Source organism: Janthinobacterium sp. HH104 (genome assembly GCF_001758715.1).
GTDB classification, from domain to species: Bacteria; Pseudomonadota; Gammaproteobacteria; order Burkholderiales; family Burkholderiaceae_D; genus Janthinobacterium; species Janthinobacterium aestuarii.
In genome coordinates, this window is sequence record NZ_LRIB01000027.1 from 339,404 (window position 1) to 359,189 (window position 19,786).

Sequence of the window (19,786 nt, forward strand, 5' to 3'; positions counted from 1 at the left end):
TTCGTAGTCATCAAGGTGCTGGTGGCGTCAGCCCCACATTTCGCCCAGCACGGCCATTTCCAGTTCGCGCCGCTGGTTCGTCAACACGCCGCGCCGGTGGGTAAACATGTCGCTATGGATACCCTTTTCCAGAATGCGCCGCTGTGCGGCCGACGATAGCGGCGCCACATAGACGTCATGCGCGCTCATGTCGATGCCCATCATCTTGCCGCACAGATGGTGCTGTTTCAGGCGCCGCCGCAAATCGTCGGTCTGGCCGCTGTAGGCGCGCCGGCCATCCTTGGTGTTGAACTCGATCACATACAGGCCCGGCCCCGTGGCGTTCGCATCGTTGACGGCCTGCGGAATCGCGCCCACCGCCTGGTAGCGCAAGGCGGCCGCGCCCGGTACGCGGCCCAGGGTGGACGCCAGGATGGGCGGCACTTCGCCCTGCATCTGGCCGTCATCCTGGTCCGGGTTTTGATCCGCTCCTTGATCCTGCCCCTGGTCTTGGTCTTGATATTGGCCCGTGTCCTGATACGGCGCCGGCTCCTGCTGGCCGCCGAACACGGGATACGGCGCCGGATAGATGGTGGGATAGATGGCGCCATAGCCGCCCCAGCCCCGGTAGCGCGGCGGATACGGCAAGGGCGGCGGCGGATACCGGGGTGGCCGGCGCCCCTGGCCCTGGTAGCGTGGCGGCGCGGGACGGCGCGGGCCCCGCAGCGGCGGCCTCGCACGCAGGCCGCCACCGCGCATGGCGCCGCGTCCACCGCCAGGGCGCGCACGCTCGCCTTCCCATTCGCTCTCCCATTCACCTTCCCACTCGCCCTCGTCCTCCCCCTCTTGCGTCCCTTCTTGCGACCACTGCTGCGACCATTCCCCCAGCCACTCCTGCTCGCCGGCCGCTCCCGCCTGTCCCCCAAAGGGCAGCATTTCAAACGCTTCGTTCATATCGCCTCCTCGTATGATGTTCAAGCAAGTTCATTGCCTGTTCCAGTTGCGGGGGCGTCTGGTCGGCCCGCAGCAGAAACGTCAGCGCGCCGGGACCTTCCCCCGCTTGCGCCAGCGCCAGCACGCCCGCGGCGCGCAAGGCTGGCTGCAAATGGGCGCGCCCGGGCAGGCGCTGCACGGGGAAGCTGCCGCCCCGGCAAGCGATGCCGGCCGCCGCCATTCCCGCCCGCCATTGCGCCACCCTCTCCGCCAGGCTGGCGCGCAAGGCGTCGCCATGGCGCGCGTTGAGCGCCAGCGCCCGCCGCGCCGCCGCCAGCACGGCCGCCGAAGGCGGACTGGCATGCACGCGCGTCTGGCTGTGCGCCGCGAATCGCCGCAGCAGCTTGCGGCTGCCGGCCAGCACGGCCAGCGGCACGCCGAATCCCTTGGCCAGCGAGGCGCCGATGATCAGCGACTCCCCTTGCAAGCCATGCAGCCGCGCCGAGCCGCCGCCCCGTGTACCCATCACGCCCAGCACCTGCGTGTCGTCGAGCAGCAGATAACCGCCGCCTTGGCGCGCCAGCGTCGCATAGCCGGCCAGCGGCAAGACCTGTCCGCTGCCCGGCACATAGCCGTCGGCCAGTATCAATGGACGCCGCCCTTGCCTGCCCCAGGCCGCCACCAGCTGCCGCAGCGCCGCCATATCGCCGCTGGGAAACATTTGCTGCGGCAAGCCCAGGGCCTGCGCCCGCTCGGCGCCCCAGCGCGCGATGGCGTAGCTGCCGCCATCGACAAGGATCACCAGCCGCTCGGCAGCCAGCATGCCGAACAGGTCCCAGAACAGGTGCAAGGTCGACGGCAGCACGCAGGCCGCTTCGCAGCTTTGCAGGGCAGCGAGATCCGCGGCCAGGGCCAGCGCGTCGGGCGGCTCCTGCAGCGCGGCCGGCTGGCCCAGGGTCAGGCTGCTCCACGGCGCCAGCGCGGCCGCCGGATGGCGCATGCCCAGGTACAGGGCACTGGTAAAGTCGAGCATGCACGCGCCCCGCTCCCGCCCTAGACGCTGCGCAGCTGCTGGCTCAGGCGCTGGCGCAGCAACACCGAGGGCATCGTCGATTCGACCACCGGGTCGCTGCTGTCGACGGACAGGTCGACCCCGGTGGCGGCACGGTAGCCGTGGATATAGCCCTGCACTTGCGGGCGCCAGAAACGCGCCCAGTTGAACGCCTGGGTCGGCTCATAAATGTCGCTCCAGTTGCCGTAGCGCACGGAGAGCAGCAATTGCTCGCCAAAGATGGCCAGGTTACGGAAATGCATCACGCTGGTATCCGTCCAGCCCTGCAGTTTCTTCATGGCGTCAACCCTGTCCATCCACGGTTCCGGATATGCGACCATCACGCGCGTCGGTAAAAATTCACGGAATTCGGGGCGCGCCAGCATCCATTGCTGCATCAGCATCTCGATGCGTGCCGTCGACGGCAAGTCGCCGAACTGGTTGTGGGCGCCCTGCGACAGGATCAGGTGGATTTCCTTCAAGGCATTGAGCACGGGGAAGGCGTCGGCCTTCACGGTGGTGTCGTCATCCTGCTTGTAGAACGAAGTCAGCAGGCGCAGCAAGTGGTGGAACGCTTCCAGGAATTTGGAGCGGCTATCGGCTGGCCGGAAGTGCTGCACTGCCTTGCCGTCCAGGCGCACACCGTAGTGATGGTCATACTCATAGTTCCGGCGCATCACGGTCAGCCGATGCTGTTCATCCTGCGTGTATCCCCACAGCAAATTATTCAGCGGACGCAGCATGTCGATTTCCGTGTTCGACAGGGGATCGAGATGGTTGCCCGGCGCGCGCAGGTTCTGGAAGCGTTGCGCGATGGCGTTCATGGTTTGCACGAGCATGCCCTCTTCATGCCAGTACGACCAGATCAGTTCCAGCAGGCAAGGATTGGCCAGCTTTTCCTGGATGATGCCAAAGCACAGGTCGACTTCGCCTTCCTGGCCGCGCGGGATGCTGATTGGGATGTCGGGCAGCTTGCGGCGGATCACGGCCAAATAGGGCAAGGTCTGGAAGCCGTCGATGTTTTCCAGGTAGTCATTGCGCAGCACGGTTTCCAGGTCGCGCCCCTGGGGGATGTCGCGCCGGTCCAGGTAAGCGTTGTCCTCGGCCGGATTGAAGGCCAGCGGCTGGTTCAGCACGCCGCAATTGACCATCACGAACGCTTCCGTCGCCACTTTCAGCACGCGGTAGGAATCGGCATCGGAAAACGGCAGCGCGCGGCGCTGCTTGAGCTGCTGGAACATCTCCGTCTTTTTGACGAAGCGTTCCTGCTCGAAGCCGCGCACGCTGGCCAGGTCGCCGCAAAACAGGCTGTCCATGAAATGCAGGTAATTGGTAAACGACATCGCCTCGGTGCTGTTGCGTATCAGGGTCCACAGCGGCAAGTCTTCCGTCGGCTCCGTTTCCGTGCGCGTCAGCGACACGCCCACATTGCCCGAAATCGGTTGCGGCTGGCGCTCTTCCGTCTCGTATTCCGCATCCAGCGCCAGCATGGCGTTCGGGCTCAGCCCTTCCGGCACGGGCAAGGCGCTGCGCAGTTCGGGCCGCTGCGACAGCATCATCTGCCCCATGAAACGGTGCATGCCGGCGCGCCGCACCGGGGTGGAGAAAGCGTTCGGCGTGCCGCGCAGGGGTACCCATGGCGCGGCGGCCAGCACCTGCACCTGGTCGCGACCATCGGCGCTTTGGTCGCCGTCAAACGAGATCGTGGCCACGGCGCGGTCGCCCACCCTGCCGAAATGGCAGTCGCTGGGATGGCAGTCGGCCGTTTCAAACGCCAGCGTCACCTGTGGATTGAGCTGGGGCGTGAAGCACAGCACGGCGCTGCAGCCGGCCTGCACCGTCACGCACTGGGGCGACGTGGCGGGGAAATTGCCATACACCCCCACGTAGCTGCCCGTCGCCAGGTCGGTAAACACGGTGCCGCCACGCCCGTCCGTCCAGCGCACGCCCACCAGCATGGCGGGGTCGGGTACCCAGGTGGCGACATTGAACAGATGGCAATCAGCATCATTGCCCCGGTACAGGCTGATGGCGGCATTGACGACCATGGCCCCGCTGTTCTGCTCGTGTACGGTGACAGCGATGCTGCCGCCGTGGTGTTTCGGACCCGCCTGGCCCGCCCCCCTGTTCTTGCCACCCATATTGCTGCTCATCTTGCTGCTCATGTCATTCTCCTCAATGGATAATCAAACGGGATGCCAGGGGCGGCAGCGGCCTGCCGGACTGGCGGCCATGCCGCACGACATCGGCGCACAGCTCCGACGTGTCCAGGGTGCTGCGCAGGGCCCAGTGGGTCAGCAAACGCCCCAGCAGCTCGCTTTCGTCTTCCGGGCTCAAGGTGCCGCTGGCGCGCGCCTGGCCCAGCACGGCGAAGACCAGGGTCGGCGCGGCTTGGTACATCTGCGCCGGCGCCAGGGTCCAGCTGCGCAACAGCTGCGCCAGCATGGCCGGTTGGCGCGTGCGCACGGCCATGGCTTCGGCCAGCGAGCCGCCGCGCAAGGCCGGCGGCCGGTGCTGCACCAGCAAGCCCACGAGGGCCGCCATGCTGGCCTGCAACTGTTCCAGCAGCCGCTGCCGGGCCGGCGGCAGACCAGCCAGCGGGTAGTACGACAGCCACAGCTGCTCCAGGCGGTCCCACTGCGGATGCGGATACAGGGCCCGCCCCATGGCGCAGCTCAGGCGTACCCGCAGCCATGGCACCGGGTGGGGATCGTCGATATTGAGGCGGAAGACAAACACGCGCGGCAGGCTGACCACGCCGATCAGGCCCAGGGTGGCGGCCACGCCGACCCGCGCCAGCGACCAGAAATCGGCCACGATCTCGGAAATCCACCGTTCCCACAGCTGCCACACGTGCACGGCACCGCTGCCGCCGTGCTGCATGGCTTGCAGCACGGGCCGCAAGGACGCCACCAGGTCCAGCAGCGCCGCGCCCTGGTGGCCTACCTCGTGCACGAGCGACGAGGCGATGCTGCTGCCGATCATGCGTTCGCGCGGCAGGCGGATGATGGCGACGGGATTGTCGCCGCCACCCGGCAGGCGCGTGCGTGCGCGGCGGATGGCCGCGCCCGGCCCCCGGTCCAGGTAGCAGATCACGGGCGGCGCCTGGTACACATTGCCGGGCAGCGCCAGCGCGTCGGCGGCAACGATGTCGAGGCCGGCCAGCCACACACCCGTCTTGTGCTCGCTGCGCTGCGTGATGACTTCGTTGAACAGGTCGAACTGGGTCAGCGCGGCATTGAATTTCAGGCGCAGGAAGGTGAAGCGGCGCTGTGCCTCGGCGGCCGTGGCCATGCTGGCGCCGTCGGCGTGCTCGCGCCGCAGCCACCACTGAAACTGGGCCACCATGCGCCGCAAGGCGCGCCGGCCCTGCACCAGCTGGCTTTCGATGGCCGACTGGGCGCTGGGCATCAGGGCGGCCGCCAGCACCGTCGGCTCGATCAGCGCGAACGGTTCCAGCCGCGCCAGCCGCGTCAGCAGCGAGCGCGCCTCCTGCGCCAGCATCCAGGCTGCGTAAGCGCCGATGGCCATGATGTCAGACGCCGTACAGGACGATTTTGTGGCCCTGGCGCGCCCAGCGCCCGCTGGCCGGGCGCATGCCGCCCTGGCCCTGGCCGCGTCCGCCCCCCTGCGTCATGCCGCCGCCCGCACCGGCGCCGCTGCCGCCCTGCGTGGCCACCTGGCTGCCGGGGCGTCCCAGCAGGCCGGGCGCGAACTGGCGCGCCGCCGCGCTGGCGGCCGCCTGGGCGATGGCGCGCGGGTCGCCCGCACCGCGTGCCTGCGCGGCGCGGTTGACGGTGTCGGCGGCCAGGCGCACGAACTGCTTGGCGCCCTCGAATTCGCGGTCTTCATTCGACGACGCTTCCGCTTCCAGCCCCAGCGCGTTGCCGGCGGCCGAAGCGAGGCCGCTGCCGATCTTGGCCCCCAGCGGGCCGCCGAAATAACCGCCGATGGCGCCGCCGGCCAGGGGGATGGCTTTTTTCGCTACGCCCTTGAGCACGCCGCCGATCGCTTGTCCCACGGGCGACTTGATGATGCCGCCCGCCACCGAGGCGGCCTTGCGCAGGAAATTGCCGAGAAACTGTTCCAGTTCCGCTTCATTGCTGACTGACAGCAGTTCATTCGCCAGTTCCATCTCCTCGGTCTCGGAAAACATGGCGTTCGCGCCCCCCTCGCCGCTCCACTCGCCCTGGCCAAACTCGAACTGTTCCGCTTCAAAGCCGGACATCTCCTGCCCGTATTCCAGGGTCGTACGATCTAAGTCATGCATGATGAGCTCCTAAAAGTTAGCACCTTGGTTGACACCTCAGTTGACACTACAGCGCCGGACAGATGGCCGTCCGGTTAACAATCGAGCACGACGATGTGCCCGCCCTCGCGGCGCCAGCGGCCACCGTCCCGCCCCGGCGTTTGCGCCGCCTGCCTGAGCAAGCCTGGCGCCACGCTGCGTGCCACTTGCAGCAAGGCCGTTTCCACCCTCGCCCTGGGCGTGCGCGCGTCCGTGCCGCCGTCCTGCGCCAGCGCCGTATTGACGGCATCGATCAGGTGCACGACCTGGCGCGCCAGTTCGAATTCCTTGTCTTCCGGGCTCAATCCTTCCAGTTCCATGCCGAAGATGCCGGCCGCGCGCCGCTTGAGCGCCTGCGGCGAACCGCCATGCAGGGGCAGCAGGGGCGCCACCACCTTGCCCAGCAACTGGCGCAGCGGCCCTTCGAACGGCGTGCCGCGCACTTGCTGCCCCGCCGCCGTGGCGCCCAGCTGGCGCGCCAAAAAGCCATCGAACTGGGCCGGCGCCTGCAATTCCAGCAACTGCGCCGCCAGTGCCAGTTCATCTTCCTGCTGCAAAGGCAGCATGCCCGGCGCTTCAGGCAATTCCATTTCGGGACGATAGGCGAGCAGACGGCTGGTCATGGCAGGCTCCGGCAACAAGGGAAGGCACGCGGCCCATGCCCTGTTATCGCAAGGGCCGTGCCAGCAAGGACAAGGGAGAGGAGCGGGTAGCGGCGAACGGCGTTTCGCCGATAGCGTAAAAACCATGGTTTCCGGCGAAGCTGTTTTCGCTCTGTCCATGAGCTTTCAAACAAGCTTAATTCGATGAAATTTATTACGTCGCCTATCCACCACAGTGGCTGCGATCGGCAAAAAATATTTTTTATTTTCAAACAGCAAAGTTCGCTCTACAGCATCAAAAACAACCACAACATCACGCCAACGTCCGGCAACTGAAAACGTGGCCAACACGTAAATAGTTAATTGAAAACAGGATTTTGGTAGCTAAGGCCTACAATTAACGGGCTAGAATTTGATTGCCTGAAAGAAACTTAATGACTGATCCTACTTTGCGCCGTTTACTGGCCATCACATTGTTCAGCCTGCTTTCCGCCTGCGGCGGTGGCGGCGACAGCAAAACCGGCTCCATCCAGAACCCGGACGTCTCGGTCGTGCCGCCAGCGAACGACGCCTCCGACAGCTCGGCGGGCGATACCATCCCGCCTCCCCCCCTGACCACGCCCCCAGCCAGCCGGACGGCCGTCACCTTCACCCGCCAGGAAGCGTCGCGTTTCCTGGGCCGCGCCACGTTCGGGCCCAATATGGCCGCCATCGACGCGCTGGCTGCCAGCGACAGCGAAGCGTGGTTCCGCGCGCAGTTTTCCAAGCCGCAAACCTTGCACCGGAAATATATCGACGCCATGCTGGCGACGCAGGCCGCCGGCGGGCAAGCGGTCGGCTTTACGGGGGTGTATGAAACATTCTGGCAGCAGGGCATACGCGGCGAGGATCAATTGCGCCAGCGCATGGCCTTTGCCCTGTCCGAAATCTTCGTCATTTCCATGCAGAACGAGTCCGTGCGCCCAAGAGTGCGTGGCGTGGCCAGTTACTACGACATGCTGGGCCAGCATGCTTTTGGCAATTTCCGCAACCTGCTCGAAGGCGTGGCCCTGCATCCGATGATGGGACTGTACCTGTCCCACCTGCGCAACCAGAAGGAATCGGCGACGCGCACGCCCGATGAAAACTTCGCCCGCGAAGTGATGCAGCTGTTTACCATCGGCCTATACCAGTTGAATGCGGATGGCAGCCTGAAATTGTCCGGTGGCAAGCCTATCGACACCTACACGCACGATGACGTGGCGGGCCTGGCCCGCGTCTTTACGGGCTGGAGCTGGGCCGGTCCGGACCAGAGCGACGCGCGCTTCTATGCCAGCACGACCGACCCCGACCGTGACTGGAAGCCGATGCAGAACTACGCGGCCTTTCATTCCAGCGGCGACAAGCGCTTCCTCGGCCAGAGCATTTCCGGCGCCAGCAGCGGCCAGGCCGACCTGAAACTGGCGCTCGACACCCTGTTCAACCATCCGAATACGGGGCCGTTCTTTGCCCGCCAGCTGATCCAGCGCCTGGTCAGCAGCAATCCCAGCGCCGCTTACGTGGGCCGTGTGGCAGCCGTGTTTGCCAACAATGGCAGCGGCGTGCGCGGCGACATGCAAGCCATCATCCGCGCCGTGCTGCTCGATCCGGAGGCACTGGCCCCAGGCGGCACCACCCTGCGCACGGGCAAGCTGCGCGAGCCGCTGCTGCGCCTGGCTGGCTGGATGCGCGCCTTCGATGCCAAGCCGGCCAGTGGCCGCTACAACCTGTATTACCTCGACGACCCCTTGAGCGGCCTGGGCCAGAGTCCCTTGAATCCGCCCTCCGTGTTCAGTTTTTTCCGCCCCGGCTATACGCCGCCCAACTCCGCCCTGGCCAGCGCGGGCCTGGTGGCGCCGGAACTGCAGATCACGGCAGAGCCATCGGTGACCGGCTATCTGAACTTCATGCAGGAAGCCATCAACAGCGGGGTGGGCGACGGCCGCGCCATCAAGCCCGACTATACGCGCGAACTGGCGCTGGCCGCCGACCCGGGCGCCCTGCTCGACCGCATCAACCTGCTCCTGATGCATGGCAGCATGCCCGCCAGGCTGCGCGGGCAAATCCTGACCGCCGTCAATGGCATCAGCATCCCTGCGGCCACGGCCAGCAATGCCACGCAAGTTGCCACGGCCCAGGCCAACCGCGTCAAGCTGGCCATTTTCCTGACCATGGCCTCGCCGGCCTACCTGGTACAAAAGTAAGAGCGATCACATGCAAAACACCCCATTTTCCCGCCGCCGCTTCCTCGGCTCCATGCTGAGCCTGGCCGGCACCACGGCCGCCCCCTTCGCCCTGAACCTGGCCGCCATGGGCAATGCCGCCGCGCAATCGGCCGGCGACTACAAGGCCATGGTCTGCCTGTTCATGGCAGGCGGCAACGACGCCTTCAACACGGTGCTGGCCACCGATCCCACCTCGTGGGCTGAATACACGCGCCTGCGCAACACGGGCGGCGGCGATTCCATCCATCTGCCCGATGTGGGCCAGACGGGCGGCGTCTTGCCCATCGTGCCCGCCACCGCGCAAACGGGCCGCGCCTTCGCCCTGCATCCCCAGCTGGCGCCGTTGAAAGGCCTGTTCGACAATGGCCGCGCCGCCATCGTGGCCAATGTAGGCACGCTGATCCAGCCGGCCACCCTGGCGCAGTACAAGGCAGGCAGCGTGGCCTTGCCACCCAAGCTGTTTTCGCACAACGACCAGCAATCGACATGGCAGTCGGGTTCGCCGGAAGGCGCCACCGTGGGTTGGGGCGGCCGGGTGGCCGACGTGGCCGGCTCGCTGAATACAAATGCCATGTTCACGGCCATTTCCGCTGCGGGCAATACCGTCTTCCTCAGCGGACGCCAGGTGCGCCAGTTCCAGGTGGGCCAGGCAGGCGCCGTGCCCATCCGTGGCATGAGCGGCAGCCTGTATGGCAGCACGGGCGGCGCGGGCGCGCTGCAAGCCATCATCAACGAGGCGGGCAGCGACCTGATCGAACAGGAACACGTGGCCGTCGTGCAGCGCGCCATTTCCAGCCAGAGCGTACTGAGCGGCGCCATGCTGGCGGCTGGCACGGGCGGCGTGCCCAATCCGCCGCCCTACATCAATCCGAACACGGGCGCGTCCGGCGTCAATCCGCTGGCCGTGCAATTGCAGACGGTGGCGCGCATCATCGGCGGGCGCGGCGCCCTGGGGGCAAAACGGCAAGTGTTTTATGTTACCTTGGGCAGCTTCGACACGCATGACCGGCAAAAAGTGCTGCATGGCGACCTGATGGCGCGCCTGGCCCATGCGCTCGCGTACTTCGACACAACCCTGGCAGCCCTGCAGGGCGTGGATCTGCGGCGCCAGGTGACGACGTTTACGGCGTCGGACTTCGGCCGCACCTTCAGCAGCAACGGCGATGGCACGGATCACGGCTGGGGCGCCCACCACTTTGTCGTGGGCGGTGCCGTGAAGGGCCGCGACATCTATGGCGCCTTCCCCGTCACGGGCGTCGGCCATGCGCTCGACGTCGGTTCCGGCGCCCTGCTGCCGACCACGTCCGTCGACCAGTACGGCGCCACCCTGGGCAAATGGTTCGGCGTGGCCGACAGCCAGCTGGCCGAGGTGTTCCCGAACATCGGCAACTTCAGCCGGCGCGACCTGGGTTTCATGACGGTGACTTAACCGTTCACGGCGATCACCAGGGTGGCGACATAGCCATCGGTGGCATTGCCCGTCACCGTGGCCATCTGCAGGCGGGTGCCGTCGCTGAAAACGTTGTCGCTCGCATAGCTGATCTGCGCCAGGTTGCGCACGCTGGCCGTGTAGCCTCTGGCCGCGTAGGCCTCGTTCAAGGTTGCCATCGGGAACGTGAATTGCGAGGTCTTGATGCGGTTCGAGGCAGAGGCCGCCCTGGCCAGGCTCGGGTAGATCTCAAGATGCCCGTGCGGCATGCGTCCCGCGTAACAGCCGGGAAAGATGGTCGTAAAGCTGAGGTTGCCAGTACTGTCCGTTTCCTGCACGCCGCGCAGGTAATTTTGCGCCGTGACGCCGCTCGAATACAGCGAATACAGACCGTCGCGGTCGCAATGCCACAGATACACGGCGTAGCCGGCCAGGCTGGCGCAGCCGCCGCTGGCGTTGAGCAGCTGCAATTCGATGGTCAGTGGCACGCCCGCCGCCACACCGGTGGCGCCATTGAAACTGGCGCGGATATCGCCGCGCACGACGCCTGACTGGTTCAGCACGTTGACGATGCTGCCGCCATGCGTGTTCGTGCCATCGGCCGGATAGGGCCCGCCCGTTTCTTCGGGGATCACCGTGCAGGCGCCCGCAGTCGGTATTGTGACGGTGCCGGCATTGCTGCCTGCCGTCGTATCGCTGGCGTCCGAGCTGCCGCCGCAACTGATCAAAGGCAGGGTGGCGGCGCCGGCCAGCAGCCAGCGCAGCACTTGCCGCCGTTCAGCCGCCTGCCGGCGCATCATTTCGAGGTCGGATGCCAGACCGTGATCATGTAATTCCATATATATTCCATCAACTGGGGTAAGCCCGCCAGGGCGGGGCTCAGGCTGGCGCACAGGTACAACACCTGCGTGGTCCGTCGCGAGAGCGCCTGGATGCGCATGCTGGCTCTCCCTGTGCTCGCGCCGGCCACTTACTCGGCGCGCTCAAGGTGGCGCGGGCCCTGGCGGCAGTCGTGCCGCTGCCGCGCCTGCTGGCGCTGTTCCGGCGTCAGCACGGCCAGCAATTGCTGCTCGAAACGCGCCTGGGCATAGGTGGCGGCGAAAATCTTGTCCTGCTGCGCTTCGTTCAACTCGATGCCATGCCGAAACGGCGGCGAGCCGGGCGGCGGCCCTGGCTGGGCCAGCGCCAGCAAGGGCATGCTGCAGGCGGACAACAGCAACAGGGATAGCATGATGCTCAGGTATTTCATCGGGATTTCCTTTCGTAACGGTCAGCCCTGATTGTCGGCGTCTGGCGTGTAAAGCAACGTCAGGGCCGCGTAAAAGCGCGTAAAGGAAGGGCAGAAAATGTAAGCGGACGTGTGTAAAAGCGGGTAAAACCGCCGTGAGCAACCTCTGTTGGCTGCTATCATCGGACGATATTCACCCGAAAAAAGCACAGGCATGAGCAAGGTTTTGTTAATCGATGACGATGTGGAACTGGTCGGCATGTTCCAGGAATACCTGACGCAGGAAGGTTTCGACGCGCGCGCCGTGCATGACGGCGAAAGCGGCGCGGCCGAAGCGCTGACGGGCCTGTACGCGATCGCCATCCTCGACGTCATGATGCCGCGCATGAATGGCCTGGAAACCCTGCGCCGCATCCGCGCCGGCAGCAACCTGCCCATCTTGATGCTGACGGCGCGCGGCGACGATACGGACCGCATCGTTGGCCTGGAGCTGGGCGCCGACGATTACGTGACAAAACCGTGCACGCCGCGCGAGCTGACGGCGCGCATCCGCGCCATCCTGCGCCGCGCCCAAGCGGCGCCGCACGATGCGTCGGGCCTGGCGCCGCTGACCGTGGGGCAACTGACGATGTGGCCCGAACAGCGCCGCGTTGCCTGGGCCGGCGCGCACCTGGAACTGACGAGCACGGAATTCAATTTGCTGGAAGTGCTGGTGCGCCATGCGGGCAAGCCCGTGAGCAAGAATCAATTGTCGGAACTGGGTCTGGGACGGCCCATGGCCCGCTTCGACCGCAATATCGACGTGCACTTGAGCAGCCTGCGCCGCAAGCTCGGCAGCCTGGCCGACGGCCGTTCCTGCCTGCAGACCGTGTACCGCCTCGGCTACCAGCTGATCAAGGAGTAAGCGTGGGCCGTTTGTTCTGGAAGTTTTTTCTGTGCATCATGCTGGCGCAAGTGACGGCCACCATCGGCATCGGCGGCACCTTCTGGCTGAAAAACCGGGCCGCGCAGCAGGAGCGGGCCCTCGACATCGACACCAGTCCGCCCGCGCAAATGATCATCGAGGCCGCCAGCGCCACCCTGGAAGCGGGTGGCAGCCAGGCCTTGCGGCAATTCCTCGGCAAGCTCGAACGCATGCGCGTATTTGCCGTCGATGCCAAAGGACAAGAATTGATGGGCCGCACAGTGCATGCCACCATGCTGGCCAAGGCGCGCGCCATGCTGGGACAGGGAGAGGGCCAGGCCCATCCCGTCGTGCGCGACGCGGCCGGCAGCGACGGCAAGCGCTACCTGCTGTTCCTGCCCTCGTCCGAACGCTTCCGCAATGCCGAGGCGGGCGCCGCGCGCGACACGCTGAACGCCGTCGCCATGAGCGGCCCGCGCGCCATGGGACCCGGTCCGCAGCCCAACGCAGCGGGCGCGCCGCCGCTACGCGGCGAATTCAGCCGCGGCCCGCCCCCGCGCATGGACACGCCCTACCGCACCTTTATTCCCCTGGCCGCCGCCATCGCCGCCAGCCTGCTGTTCTCTTTCCTGCTGGCCTGGTATTTTGCGCGCCCCATCCGCGACTTGCGGCAGGCGTTCGAGGCCGCCTCGCAGGGCAACCTGGCGCCGCGCTTTCAGGCCAACGGCAAGCGCGGCGATGAATTGACGGACCTGGGCCGCGATTTCGACCGCATGACGGGCCGCTTGCGCAACCTCATAGATAGCCAGACGCGCCTGCTGCATGACGTATCGCACGAACTGCGCTCGCCGCTGGCCCGCTTGCAGGCCGCCATCGGCCTGGCGCACCAGCAGCCGGAAAAGATGGCTGCCTCGATGCAGCGCATCGAACGCGAAAGCGAACGCATGGATAAACTGATCGGTGAGTTGCTGACCCTGTCGCGGCTGGAAGCCGGGGCCGGGCACACGCACAGCGAAGACGTCGGCATCGCCGACCTCGTGCACGACATCGTGGACGACGCCCGCTATGAAGCGCGGGCGCGCCAGCTGGACATCGCGCTGGCGGGCGACGCGGCCATGGCCGACGCCAGCGTCACGGGCCAGCCCGAATTGCTGGCGCGCGCCGTGGAAAACGTCGTGCGCAATGCCATCAAGCACAGCCCCGATGGCGGCACGGTGGAAGTGGATCTGTCGCGCCAGACCGGCTGGCTGCGCATCGCCGTGCTGGACCGGGGACCCGGCGTGGCCAGCGCCGATCTGGCCCGCATCTTCGAACCGTTCTTCCGTGCCAGCAATACCCAGCACAGCACGGATGGCCACGGCTTGGGCCTGGCCATCGCCCAGCACGTCATCAGCGCCCATGGCGGCCGCATAGGGGCCAGCTTGCGCAGCGGTGGCGGCTTGTGCGTGGAAATGCTGCTGCCCGTCAAAACGCCAGGCTGACCTGTCGGCGAGCCTGGCGTTTTACGTGTAGATGTGTTGTTACGCCTGCGTATCGATGATGCTGCCCAGGGTCGACGAGGCGGATTTAGCTGGACTGGCCGCCGTTTCGGCGCTGCTGGCCGTCTGAGAGTCTTGTTGCGCCGCCTGTTGCGCGGCTGTTGCTTGCAACTGAGCAATCTGCGCCTGCAAGGCCTGGATTTGCTGCGCCAGCTGCTGCTGCAGCTTTTGCGACGCCTCCGTCTGCTCGCCCTTCTGCGATTCCGTCAACTGCTTTTGCGCCGCCGTGATCTGCTTTTGCAGCGCCGCGATCTGCGAGCCGCTGCCCGCACTGGCGCTACCGGCCGCGCCGACTGCGCCGCCCGAACCGATTGCCGCTACCATACTGCCTCCTCAGTGTTTCGATACCAAGGTTAACGGCAGGCATGGGGTGCGGAACTAGTGCGGCCGGTGTAAAGGCAGGTAAAGGCAGGTAAAGAAGACGGTCACCCCGCCCTGTGCCGCAATCAGGTCTTCGGCAATGTCACGCCGACCTGGCCCTGGTATTTGCCGCCACGGTCCTTGTACGACGTTTCGCACACTTCATCGGACTCGAAGAACAGCACTTGCGCGACGCCTTCGTTGGCGTAGATTTTCGCCGGCAGCGGTGTCGTGTTGGAAAACTCCAGGGTCACATAGCCTTCCCATTCCGGCTCGAACGGGGTGACGTTGACGATGATGCCGCAACGGGCATAGGTACTCTTGCCCAGGCAAATCGTCAGCACGTTGCGGGGAATGCGGAAATATTCCACGGTACGGGCCAGCGCAAACGAGTTCGGCGGGATGATGCAATAGCCCTTGCCCGACACGTCGACGAAATTGTTCGCGTCAAAATCCTTGGGGTCGACGATGGTCGTGTTGATGTTGGTGAACAACTTGAACTCGTCGGCGCAGCGGATGTCATAGCCATAGCTGGACGTGCCGTAGGACACGATGCGGTTGCCGTCGCGTTCCTTGACCTGGCCCGGTTCGAACGGCTCGATCATGCCCGTTGTTTCCGCCATGCGGCGTATCCATTTATCGCTTTTAATCGTCATCGCAGGGGTATCTTTCTAGAATATCGGAATGGCTGGGGCCGCACATCTGGTGCAGGTGCAGCCCGGATGGCAGGATTTTACGCGAAAATCCGCCGCTGTTGGCCCCCATCCCCTGAAAATCCTCGGCGATATTCTATTGTTTCGCCAGCAATGCCGTGATCATCTCGCGCACCACTTGCGCCGTCAGCTCGGGGTTTTCCATGGGAAACAGATGGCCGCCCGGCACCTGGCGGAAAAACTTGCCGACCAGCTTGCGCGTAGCCGTCAAGCCCGCCTGGCGGCATTCCACCGATTCCGTGCCGCCGATAAAACCGATGGGTACTGGAAAACCGTCCTTGACGAGGCCGCCGATATGGTGCGGCAAGCTGCGATACACCTGCGTTTCCACTTCCCGCGTAAAGCGCAGCTGCACCCCTTCCGGATGAGGAACCAGACCGCTGTCGATGTAGTCGCGCAATACCTGCGGCGCCCAGATGGCGAACATGTCCTTGGCCGCGAAGTGCTCATACGCGGCTTGCGCATCGGGCCACAGCTTGCGCCGCCTGGCGGAAAAACGCGATGGAGAGAAGCGCTCGCCCAGCGCCGTGTTGCGCGCCAGCCGCACCAGCAAGGCGCGCCAGCCCGCCACCACGGGCGAATCGAGCAAGACCACGCAGCGCACGAGGTCGGGACGCTGCTTGGCCACCATCACGCTGAGCATGCCGCCGAGCGAGTGGCCGACGAGGATCACGGGGCCGCTGTAGCGGCGCTCAAGGTCGTCGATATACTCGCGCACCAGTTCGGGCCAGCCCGTGCTGACGGGATATGCGGGGTCGTGCGCATGCATGTCGAGCGCCTGCACGGTGTAGTGGCGGCCCAGCAAGCCGAACAGCTTGCGGTAGGTGCCGGCAGGATAGCTGTTGGCGTGGGCAAAGTGCAGTTGCGGGAGGGTCATCGTGGGACGGTGCCGGTGAATGCGATAGGCAATTGTAATGGCATGCCGGCAAGACGGATCAGAGGAAGACCTCTAATTGCGGGCGCACTGGCGCCATGCCGGGCACGAACGAAGCCAGCACTTCGCCCAGCTCGGCGTTTGAATCCACCACGCAAAAAGCCTCGTCAAACGCGTGGTCGCGGTTCATGTGATTGCGCACGATGATGCATTCCAGCCCGGCCGCATTGGCGGCGCGCAAGCCGCGCGGCGAGTCTTCCACGGCCACGCAGTCGGCGGCGGCCAGGCCCAGTCGCTGCAAGCCCAGCTCGTAGCCGTCGGGCGCCGGCTTGCTCTCGCCATACATTTCACGCGTCAGCACGAAGTCGAAGTGGTGCAACAAGCCCGTGGCCGCATGGCTGATCCGAAAATGCTGTTCGTAGGCGCTGGTGACCACGCCCATGGCCACGTGCGGACGCAGCGCCGCCAGTACTTGCCCGATGCCGGGCATGGCCAGCCGGTGCGCCTGGCGCAAGCGTTCGGCAAACAGCACCGTGCGCTCGGCCCGCAGGCGCTCGACCAGCTCGATCTCGTGGCCCTGCCCCAGCAGCACATGCCAGGCGCCGTAGTTATTGTCCAGGAACCAGTCAAAGAATTGCTTTGGCGTCAGGTCTATGCCGTAAGGCAAGAGCAAGTCGCGGTTGCTTTCGTAAAACAGCTGTTCGGTATCGACCAGCACGCCATCGTTGTCCCACAGCACGCCCTGGATGGTTTTCATGGCTTGTTGTCGCTCTTGTTATCTATCAATACTTACTTGAAGAAGATGTCGTAGGACAACTTGACGATCAGCAGCACCAGCAACACGAGGAAGAGGATGCGCACGAAGGCGGCGCCGCGGCGCACGGCGATCCAGGTGCCCGTCAAGGCGCCCAGGATATTGCATACGGCCATCGGTGCGGCCACCGCATACACCACGTGGCCGGCGGGAATGAAGAAGGCCAGCGCGGCCACGTTGGTGGCGATATTCACCAGCTTCGAGCAAGCCGAGGCAAGGATGAAATCGAAGCCGAAGACGCGGATGAACAGGAAAATCAAAAAGCTGCCCGTACCTGGCCCGAACAGGCCGTCATAAAAGCCGATGGCGCCGCCGATGACGATGGCGAGGATGCGTTCGCGCGGACCGATGGGACGCGCTTCGCGGGTCGTGCCAAAATCCTTCTTGATGAAGGTGTAGATGGCCATGATGATGATCAGCACCAGCACCATCGGGCGCACCACTTGCTGCGGCACGTAGGACACGGCCGCCGCGCCGATGAAGGACATGACAAAGGCGCTGGCCACGGCCGGCAGCACCAGCAGCCACGGGATATGCACCTTGCCGACAAACGAGCGGGCGGCAAACGTGGTGCCGCAGGCGGAGGCCAGTTTATTCGTGCCCAGCAAGGACGTCGAGGCCATGTTCGGCATCAGGTTGAACAGGGCCGGCAGCTGTATCAACCCGCCCCCACCTACGGCGGCGTCGATGAGGCCGGCAAAGAAGGCAAATAAACACAGCAGCGAGATGGTCAGCATGATAGGCAATATGGAATGATCGACAGCGGCAGTATAGGCGCCGTGGATTTTTTCCGATGCAACTTCAAATTGCGGAAAACGCAATCAGGCGTAACGCTTGACGGAATGCGCCCCATGCGGTCTACTGGCCTCTTTTGCCGGGAGTCACGATGTCGATGAAACTGATGTGGGAGATCCGCGCCTTCTGCACCGTGGTCGAAAAGCGCAGTTTCATCCACGCGGCGCGCATGCTGGGGCGCTCGCCGTCGGCCGTCACGCGCGCCATCCAGTTCCTCGAGGAAGCCATCGGCGCCGAGCTGATCCTGCGCACGCAAAAGCAGTTCACCCTGACGACGGCCGGCGAAACATATTACGCGTCGGCCAAGCACTTGCTGGAAACGCAGGCCGAGGCGGAAGACCAATTGGCCGAGCTGAGCAACTCGCCGCAAGGCTGGGTACGCCTCTCCGCGCCGGAAATTTTGTCGCTGGGCTTTTTGCCGAAAGTGGTGGCGCAATTTTCGCGCGACTACCCGAACGTCTCGGTGGACATCCATTTCTCGGACAAATCGATCGACCCCATCCAGGAAAAGCTCGACTTTGCCATCCGCGGCGCCTTTCCCCAGTCGAGCGAGCTGATCGGCTATCCACTGTGGAACTACCGCCGCTACATGTACGCCTCGCCCGACTATATAGAACGCATGGGCGCGCCCGAGGAGCCCGAAGAGCTGGCCGGCCACGACATCATCATGCACTCGGCCCCTCGCATCCTGCGCGACTGGCATTTCGTTTCCGGCGAGCGCAACGTACGCTACCAGGTGCAACCGCGTTTCCGCTTCACCTCCGGCATCGCCACTTTTCAAGCTGCCCTGGAAGGCGCCGGCATCGTGCGCCTGGCCAGCTGGCTGGCCGAACCCGCCGTGGCCGCCGGCACCCTGCGCCGGGTCTGCACGGCGTACCGGCTGACGTCGTCAAAGGAACTCGATCCCAGCATCCATGCGGTATACGGCACGTCGAGGATGGCCAAGGGAGCGCGGCTGTTTCTCGAATATGTGCGGCAGCGGGGGCTGGAGATACCGGATGAGCGGCACAGCTGACGCTGCGCCGATGAATGGCGGCTATGGCTTGATGCGAACAGAAACAGGGGTTTTCAAGACCCACGCCACATCATAAATCGGCGCCGTGCCACGAAACGATATCGCGATGAGCTCCAGCGGCGTCACCGTGCCATGCGCGATAAAGGTTTCCACATAGCCGTCGGAACCCACATGGTGGTAAGCCACCTCCTTCGCTTTCGCCAGCGGCGCCGGCCCGACACTGACCTGCCCCTGAAAGCGAAAAACCGGCACGCAGCCGGTTCTTTCCGCCTGCGAAAGTGCCCCCTGCAATCCCTGCGACAGCGTCACGTAGGCAAAAGCGCCTTGCAGCTGCCGCTGCTTCACTATGGCCTCGGCGGTTGGCACGTCCGTTACATGATACAAATACGGATGCTGCAGGCGAACGGCGTCTGCTTGCCGTCCCTGCAAATCATATGACAGCGTCTTCGACTGCTTGCTTTGCGAACGGAACCGCGCCTCGAAGCTGGGCACCGGCACGGCCGCCTTTTTCTTCCAACTAAACCAGCCCATCTTTATCCTTTCAGAATAATCCAGGCAGCTCCCGGGCTGCCTAGCCTGCCAAGCCATGACCGATATATACCATTAATGCAGCAGCGTCCGCTAGCGCCCATGCCAGTACCGCGGCCGGCTGGCCCGATACCGCGTCACGTCGATATTGCCCCCGAACTCCAGCACCACCGCCCCCGTCACATCCGTGCGCAGCCGGGCAATGCCCATGTCGCCATAGCGCGCATACACTTGCGGCTTCGGATGTTTATAGCGATTCCTGTGTCCCACCTGGAAAATCGCCAGGGCCGGATGGACGGCACTCAAAAATGCCGGCGTCGATGACGTACCGCTGCCATGATATCTCCCCCAAAAAAGTGTTGCGTAAGCCGGACACGGTTTTGTAAAATAAAATTTGCGCATCTTCAACCTTGAGTGCTCACAGACTCTGCGCTTTTTGCGATGCGGTATCCGCTCTTTACCGAAAATTTCGGATTCGTTGCAGGAGAGATG

Annotated in this window: 20 protein-coding genes; 5 read left to right on the forward strand and 15 right to left on the reverse strand. The window is 64.8% G+C overall.

Annotated features, from left to right (window positions below; translation table 11 throughout):
• Positions 1–27: 27 nt before the first annotated feature.
• The 6 genes from JAB6_RS10660 to JAB6_RS10685 all read right to left on the reverse strand — a co-directional run bounded on the left by JAB6_RS10660 (position 28) and on the right by JAB6_RS10685 (position 6,874).
• On the reverse strand, positions 28–933 hold the full coding sequence (locus JAB6_RS10660) for a GIY-YIG nuclease family protein (RefSeq protein ID WP_070302751.1): 906 nt from the start codon (positions 931–933) through the stop codon (positions 28–30).
• Positions 917–1,945, reverse strand: a complete 1,029-nt coding sequence (locus JAB6_RS10665) for an aminotransferase class I/II-fold pyridoxal phosphate-dependent enzyme (RefSeq protein WP_070302752.1) — start codon at positions 1,943–1,945, stop codon at positions 917–919. Before JAB6_RS10665 ends, JAB6_RS10660 begins: the two co-directional genes overlap by 17 nt.
• Positions 1,946–1,965: 20 nt before the next feature.
• Positions 1,966–4,128, reverse strand: coding sequence for a hypothetical protein (locus JAB6_RS10670; RefSeq protein ID WP_070302753.1), 2,163 nt, complete (start codon positions 4,126–4,128; stop codon positions 1,966–1,968).
• Between the two features lie 10 nt (positions 4,129–4,138).
• On the reverse strand, positions 4,139–5,494 hold the full coding sequence (locus JAB6_RS10675; RefSeq protein ID WP_034755504.1) for a hypothetical protein: 1,356 nt from the start codon (positions 5,492–5,494) through the stop codon (positions 4,139–4,141).
• A 4-nt stretch (positions 5,495–5,498) separates the two neighbouring features.
• The gene (locus JAB6_RS10680; protein ID WP_083292652.1) at positions 5,499–6,233 is read right to left on the reverse strand and encodes a hypothetical protein; all 735 of its coding nucleotides are present in this window, start codon (positions 6,231–6,233) and stop codon (positions 5,499–5,501) included.
• Between the two features lie 74 nt (positions 6,234–6,307).
• Positions 6,308–6,874, reverse strand: a complete 567-nt coding sequence (locus tag JAB6_RS10685; RefSeq protein WP_070302755.1) for a hypothetical protein — start codon at positions 6,872–6,874, stop codon at positions 6,308–6,310.
• Positions 6,875–7,287: 413 nt separating this feature from the next.
• Between JAB6_RS10685 and JAB6_RS10690 the strand changes: the two genes are divergently transcribed.
• Both JAB6_RS10690 and JAB6_RS10695 read left to right on the forward strand, forming a co-directional pair.
• Complete coding sequence (locus JAB6_RS10690; protein WP_070302756.1) at positions 7,288–9,075, forward strand: DUF1800 family protein; 1,788 nt, start codon at positions 7,288–7,290, stop codon at positions 9,073–9,075.
• Positions 9,076–9,085: 10 nt separating this feature from the next.
• Entirely contained in the window at positions 9,086–10,525 is a 1,440-nt protein-coding gene (locus tag JAB6_RS10695) for a DUF1501 domain-containing protein (protein WP_070302757.1), read from the forward strand.
• Here the strand turns inward: JAB6_RS10695 and JAB6_RS10700 are convergent.
• Together JAB6_RS10700 and JAB6_RS10705 are read right to left on the reverse strand one after the other, a co-directional pair.
• Positions 10,522–11,364 (reverse strand): intradiol ring-cleavage dioxygenase, encoded by an 843-nt coding sequence (locus JAB6_RS10700; RefSeq protein ID WP_070302758.1) that lies wholly within the window; start codon positions 11,362–11,364, stop codon positions 10,522–10,524. The genes JAB6_RS10695 and JAB6_RS10700 overlap by 4 nt on opposite strands.
• Positions 11,365–11,495: 131 nt before the next feature.
• Positions 11,496–11,774, reverse strand: a complete 279-nt coding sequence (locus JAB6_RS10705) for a hypothetical protein (RefSeq protein ID WP_070302759.1) — start codon at positions 11,772–11,774, stop codon at positions 11,496–11,498.
• Between the two features lie 193 nt (positions 11,775–11,967).
• Between JAB6_RS10705 and JAB6_RS10710 the strand changes: the two genes are divergently transcribed.
• Positions 11,968–12,657: a response regulator transcription factor gene (locus tag JAB6_RS10710; RefSeq protein ID WP_070302760.1), complete on the forward strand. Its 690-nt coding sequence runs from the start codon at positions 11,968–11,970 to the stop codon at positions 12,655–12,657.
• 2 nt (positions 12,658–12,659) lie between these two features.
• The gene (locus JAB6_RS10715; RefSeq protein WP_070302761.1) at positions 12,660–14,138 is read left to right on the forward strand and encodes an ATP-binding protein; all 1,479 of its coding nucleotides are present in this window, start codon (positions 12,660–12,662) and stop codon (positions 14,136–14,138) included.
• A 39-nt stretch (positions 14,139–14,177) separates the two neighbouring features.
• Here the strand turns inward: JAB6_RS10715 and JAB6_RS10720 are convergent, their stop codons facing one another.
• The 5 genes from JAB6_RS10720 to JAB6_RS10740 all read right to left on the reverse strand — a co-directional run bounded on the left by JAB6_RS10720 (position 14,178) and on the right by JAB6_RS10740 (position 17,693).
• A complete protein-coding gene (locus tag JAB6_RS10720; RefSeq protein WP_070302762.1) occupies positions 14,178–14,519 on the reverse strand; it encodes a FlxA-like family protein in 342 nt (113 codons plus the stop codon).
• Between the two features lie 122 nt (positions 14,520–14,641).
• Positions 14,642–15,211 (reverse strand): dCTP deaminase, encoded by a 570-nt coding sequence (gene dcd, locus JAB6_RS10725; protein ID WP_034755486.1) that lies wholly within the window; start codon positions 15,209–15,211, stop codon positions 14,642–14,644.
• A 133-nt stretch (positions 15,212–15,344) separates the two neighbouring features.
• Positions 15,345–16,145: an alpha/beta fold hydrolase gene (locus JAB6_RS10730; RefSeq protein WP_070302763.1), complete on the reverse strand. Its 801-nt coding sequence runs from the start codon at positions 16,143–16,145 to the stop codon at positions 15,345–15,347.
• Positions 16,146–16,203: 58 nt separating this feature from the next.
• Complete coding sequence (locus tag JAB6_RS10735; RefSeq protein WP_070302764.1) at positions 16,204–16,899, reverse strand: HAD family phosphatase; 696 nt, start codon at positions 16,897–16,899, stop codon at positions 16,204–16,206.
• Positions 16,900–16,931: 32 nt separating this feature from the next.
• The gene (locus JAB6_RS10740; RefSeq protein WP_034756294.1) at positions 16,932–17,693 is read right to left on the reverse strand and encodes a TSUP family transporter; all 762 of its coding nucleotides are present in this window, start codon (positions 17,691–17,693) and stop codon (positions 16,932–16,934) included.
• A 149-nt stretch (positions 17,694–17,842) separates the two neighbouring features.
• Here JAB6_RS10740 and JAB6_RS10745 point away from each other — a divergent pair, with 149 nt between their 5' ends.
• A complete protein-coding gene (locus tag JAB6_RS10745) occupies positions 17,843–18,766 on the forward strand; it encodes a LysR family transcriptional regulator (RefSeq protein ID WP_070302765.1) in 924 nt (307 codons plus the stop codon).
• 21 nt (positions 18,767–18,787) lie between these two features.
• On the opposite strand, the gene JAB6_RS10750 is transcribed toward JAB6_RS10745, so the two are convergent.
• Together JAB6_RS10750 and JAB6_RS10755 are read right to left on the reverse strand one after the other, a co-directional pair.
• Complete coding sequence (locus tag JAB6_RS10750; RefSeq protein WP_070302766.1) at positions 18,788–19,297, reverse strand: hypothetical protein; 510 nt, start codon at positions 19,295–19,297, stop codon at positions 18,788–18,790.
• A gap of 90 nt (positions 19,298–19,387) precedes the next feature.
• On the reverse strand, positions 19,388–19,696 hold the full coding sequence (locus JAB6_RS10755) for a ComEC/Rec2 family competence protein (protein WP_175444528.1): 309 nt from the start codon (positions 19,694–19,696) through the stop codon (positions 19,388–19,390).
• Positions 19,697–19,786: the final 90 nt, after the last annotated feature.